General features: G+C 50.8%; 3 protein-coding genes. 1 reads left to right on the top strand and 2 read right to left on the bottom strand.

Annotated features, from left to right (window positions below; all coding sequences use genetic code 11):
* Both A918_RS0112805 and bcp read right to left on the bottom strand, forming a co-directional pair.
* The coding region (locus tag A918_RS0112805; protein ID WP_028233769.1) for a hypothetical protein at window positions 1–356 on the bottom strand (356 nt) is incomplete at its 3' end.
* 357 nt (window positions 357–713) lie between these two features.
* Window positions 714–1211, bottom strand: coding sequence for a thioredoxin-dependent thiol peroxidase (bcp, locus tag A918_RS0112800; protein ID WP_022711449.1), 498 nt, complete (start codon window positions 1209–1211; stop codon window positions 714–716).
* 383 nt (window positions 1212–1594) lie between these two features.
* Between bcp and A918_RS21350 the strand changes: the two genes are divergently transcribed.
* Window positions 1595–5189, top strand: a 3595-nt coding sequence (locus tag A918_RS21350; protein ID WP_022711448.1) for a DUF3971 domain-containing protein, incomplete at its 3' end; no start/stop codon positions are given.

Below are 5189 nucleotides of genomic sequence, written 5' to 3'. Positions count from 1 at the left end.
TGCGGAACCGGGCCGGTGATGAAAGGATCAATTCCGGCAAAACTGGCAGCGGTGTTCAGATCAACCGCGCCTTCGTGGAATCTGGCATCATAAATCTGATCCGGCATTGGCGGCATCGGCTGAGCGGTGACACTCTTCTCAGATTTCAGCATGGTCAGGGATGTGTCAGGCAACGGAGCCTGAGCCGGCAGAACAGATGCAGCCAAAGCACCGGCAATCAGCACACCTGCACTCACACCATAGCCGATGAGACCGGCAAGCAGAAAATTGCCTGCGCGGGACGGCAAACGCAGTCGCGCAACCGATGCGGAGAGTGGTGAGAGATAACGGGTCATGATCTTACCTGTGACTGACATAGTCTTATCCCGTAAAGCCTGCTGTTCGTTCTGCTTTTCATCAAATAAAAGCAGCTCTGTGATATTATCTCAGACAGATTTGCGGGTTTTGTATGGCAGAATAAGCTGCCTTTACTGCCTCGCAATTACCGTCTGAGCGGATCACTTGCAGAGCGGTTCTAGTAAAGTTGAAGCGTAGAACCGCTCTGTCTTATTTTTATTTCGCATTATCCAACGCAAAACCGGTTCCCACTTTTGCTGGAAATGCTGCAACTATAACAAACTGTGCGGACGGGTAAAACTATTCTGGACTGTTGCGCAGATCATACACCGTAACAGAGTTAATAAAGGGTTTCCGTGCCGGATTTTTTTCGGTCTTCAACCGAGTTTACGGGCGGCTTCAAGCACAGCCTCGGCATGACCGGCAACTTTTACCTTGCGCCAGACCTGTGCGATTTTTCCGTCTTTGCCGATCAGGAAGGTGGAGCGCTCAATGCCCATATATTTACGACCATACATGCTCTTTTCTACCCAGACACCATAAGCATTGCTCAGAGCTTTTTCTTCATCAGCAAGAAGCTCAATGGTAAGATCATGTTTATCGATAAATTTGTCATGCTTGCGTACGCTGTCAGGGGATACGCCGATAATGCTGACATTGATGGCATTAAATTCCGGTTTCAATGCGCTGAAGTCAATTGCCTCGCGGGTGCAGCCGCTGGTGTCGTCTTTCGGATAAAAATACAGCACATAGGCTTTACCCTGAAGAGCAGCAGATGAAAGCGTGTCATCACCGTTTTTAGGCAGGGAAAATGCCGGAGCCGGATCACCTGCCTGCAAAGCAATTGCGGCAACATTATCTGTCGGGTTGGTCATAAGTGTGCCTTTCTTCATCCTTATGGGAGCAAGGACTGAGCGTGTTACGTTTCATCTGATCCGCGACACCCGCTCTGCCTGTTATTCATGTGAATGGTTGAGGATGTGTTCTACAATGATTCTGCACGAGGATTAATGTTGTGCCGGATAATAGAAAAACTCAAAGCATCCGGTGTCATTTTTCCGGGGGTAGGTGATTTGATTTATTTCCGCGACTTGTAATCATGTGTTGTTTCTGAAATTTTGTCAGTTAATCAGGGTTTTGAAATAACGATTCATCAATGACAGCAATCTGATCTGTTTTATATTGATGAGAAATGACAGAATTTCTTTTGAAAATTATGCAGTTCAGGTGCAGCCAATCCGGATAGTGATTTAAGTTTTTGAAAGAAAAGCCAAGAAAAATCCGCTTTAACAAGCGTGACATACAGCATCTTGATCAGTATCCGTCATCCGGTGCGGGGCCTGAGAATAAAGCTGTGCTGAAAGACTGCCCTGATTATAAGACCGGCTTACACAACAGAGCGGCCCGCAAGGCAGCGCGCAGAAAGCGCAAAGGCTTTATTGCGAAATGCTGGCGCGCTTTTATTTCTGTCAGTTTTGCATTGATTGTGCTGGCAGGCATTGGTTTTCTCGTACTGCGTACCGGTATCAGCAGCGATATGTTGCGCGATGAAGCACAGCAGAGATTGCAGGAAATCTTAGGACCTGATGCCGGTGTGTCGATCAGCAAGGCGCAGGTTTCGCTGGACGGTAACAGACATCTGGCAATTGAAGCGCGTGATGTTGCTCTGAACAGTCGCATTCAGGATGTGTCCGTAGAAAAGCTGGGCGTTGTCAGGCTGGGGCTGGCACCTTTGCCGCTGCTGACCGGCTCAGTTCAGGTTGCCCAGATTGAAATCGGCGATGCTTTAATCCGCCTGCAAGAGGGTGAAACCAAGCCGAAGCCTTTTATCCGTTTGCCGTTTAATGACAGGGGACTGGTCGATTTTGATCAGCTGTCGCGTGAAGTTTTTTCCGGTATTGATCAGACGCTGGCACTGCTGGATATGCGCGGCACAAAAGCAATTGCATTGCATGATGTGACATTTGCTTTTCGCGCTATGGAGAAAGATCAGGAAATCCTGATCCGTAATGCGCAGGTCAGGCAGAACGGGCAGAAAGTTACGCTGGATGCCGAATTTGTCTGGCAGGGCAAAAGCACGGCTTTGCAGGCGGAAATGATCCGTTCCGATGATCCCGCACATGCTTCTAACTTCTCTCTAACGCTGGATAATATTCCGGTCAGCCTTGGCTCACCGGAAGAGGTCATGCCGCAAATGGGCAATGACCGGCCAAATCCGGCTTATTTCCATGTGAACAGCACGGCATCTCTGGCTTTAACCGGACAAGCCTCTACCGAGGTGCAAAAGGAAACCCTCTCCGGTAAGCTGACGCTTGATGATGCTGTCGTGGATATGGGACGTGAGCGCGGCATCAAAGGCAATATGGCGCTGTCTTTTGAGCATATCGCCGGTGGCGAGAAACTTGAGATTAAGGCGCTTGATCTCAATCTTGGCGGCTTATCCACGATGCTTGAAGGTGCATTCGGGGTAGAGCCGGTTGCTGAAACAGAAAGTGCAGCGCAAAAAATCCGCGAACAGGCAGCGCGGATTGCGAATGGTGAAATGCCAGCTGCAGGGCAGCAGGCAGACACTCTGCCTGTTTTGAAGAGTGCACGATCTGCGATCGCGCAAACGGAAACCGATATTGCGGAGAAACCGGCTTACCGTTTTGAGCTGGTGTCCAGAAAAGCCGTCAGTGCGCCGGAAAACTCTGCCGAAGCGCCTTTGCCATTCGGCGTGAAGATTGCCGGTCGTCTGATGCAAAATGCCAGCCGCGTTGATTTCAATGATCTGAATGTCAAAACAGATTCCGGTGAGTTGTATGGACAGGGACGGATGATCTTTGGTCATGGCTCTCCGGCGATGATTTTTATGCTGCGCATACCGGGTATGCCGGTCGCACAGGCCAAGCAGCTCTGGCCGCTCAATGTGGCTGACGGCGCGCGCGACTGGGTGCTGAAAAACCTGTTTGGCGGTCATATGACCGAAGGCCGGATTGATATTGCACTGCCTGCCGGTCACTTCAACGGACCGGGGCTGCCGCCGGATTTGACAGAATCCGATATCAAGGCTGATTTCAGGGTTGAAGGCACACGGTTTGACGTGATCGGTGAGATACCGCCGGTGCGTGATGCAACAGGCACGATTGCGGTGCGCGGTGCGCATACAACCATCAAGCTTGAAAAAGGTACGGCCTTTACACCGGTTAATCGTCAGATCAATGTGGATGGCGGAACATTGTTCGTGCCTTGGGGACGTCAGCGTCCGGTGATTGCAGATCTTGATCTGGATCTCAGCGGTGAGGCGCAGGCGATAACAGAGCTTGTTGGCTATAAGCCGATCAATGCCTTGCGCAAATTGCCTTTCAGCGCTGAGGATCTCAGCGGCAATGTGAATGCGAAAGTAAAAGTGGCGTTTTCGGTTACCAAAGATGCGCCAAAGGATAGTCTGAAATGGCAGGCTGATCTGGCTTTCAGCGATGTGACTTTGAAAAAGCCGTTTAACGGTCAGAATGTGACGCAGGCCAAAGGCAATCTGAGCGTTAATGATGATGTGGCTAAAATCGATGCGACTGCACGGCTGAATAATATTCCGGCCAAGCTGGCACTGGTTGAGCCTTTGGCGGATACAAATATCAAGCGTCAGCAAAATATCCGGCTGGAGCTGGATGATAAAACGCGTGAGACGTATTATCCGGGACTGAACGATATTTTTAAAGGCCCGCTGACGCTGGATCTGGGTGAGGAACAGGGCGAGATGCGCAAAATCTCCGCTGACCTCGGTAAGACGCAGGTTAATCTGCCATGGCTCGGCTGGAAAAAAGGCACAGGTATTCCTGCAAAACTGACAATGGATGTGAGACTGCCGAAGGAAGGCAAAGGGCCGGTACTGGTTCGTAACTTTGTCTTTGATGGTACCGGTTTTCATGTCAGCGGTGATCTGACGCTTGAAAATAATGAATTGCAGAGCGCGAATATCCGCAAGCTCAATCTGACGCGTAATGATGATCTCAGCCTTGAAGTGCGCAAATCCGGTAATGGCTTCCGTGCGGATGTCCGTGGTACGGCTTTTGATGCGCGGGCGCTGATCCAGCAGGCGGTTTCAGGCAATACGGATGAAAAGAAAGCCGGCCAAAGCAAAAACGGGGTGATGCCGCGCATTGTCGTCAATGCACAGATTGATGATGTGAAAGGTTTCTATGATGAGAGCCTGCGCAATGTCACCGTGTCTTATGAAACAGCAGGGGCAAAAGTCTCCGGCGTGTCACTGAATGCGGTGACCGGAAATGGTGCACAGGTCAGTGCGACATCCAGCAATCAGAAAGGTGCGAGCTCTGTGGCGCTGAGTTCGGCCAATGCCGGAGCGGTGCTGCGCTTCTTTGATTTTTACGACAAGATGCGCGGTGGCAGAATTACCGTTAATCTGACCTCGCAGGGCACGGGGCCGCTTTATGGCGCGATTGATGCCCGTGATTTTTCGGTCATTAATGAGCCTCGTCTGGATAAGCTGGTTTCCACCAGCTCCAATGGCGGTAAGAGCCTCAATCAGGCAGTGCGCGGTAATATTGATGTGACGCGGGTCGATTTCGAACGCGGCTATGCGCAGATTGAAAAGGGCTCAGGTTATCTGACGCTGAAGAACGGTGTTCTTCGCGGCCCGCTGATTGGTGCGACTTTTCAGGGCATTCTCTACGACCGCAACGGCAATATGGCCGTTACCGGCACATTCATGCCTGCCTATGGTCTGAATCGTTTATTTGGTGAAGTGCCGGTACTGGGCGCAATTCTCGGCAATGGCCGCGACCGTGGTCTGATCGGGATTACCTATAAGCTGGCAGGCAATGCCAAGCAGCCGAATATTATCGTCAATCCGA

The sequence above is a fragment of the Pseudochrobactrum sp. AO18b genome, from assembly GCF_000409565.1.
Taxonomy (GTDB): domain Bacteria; phylum Pseudomonadota; class Alphaproteobacteria; order Rhizobiales; family Rhizobiaceae; genus Pseudochrobactrum; species Pseudochrobactrum saccharolyticum.
Note: the sequence above shows the minus strand (reverse complement) of the source record. Positions and strands in the feature narration are given on the sequence as shown.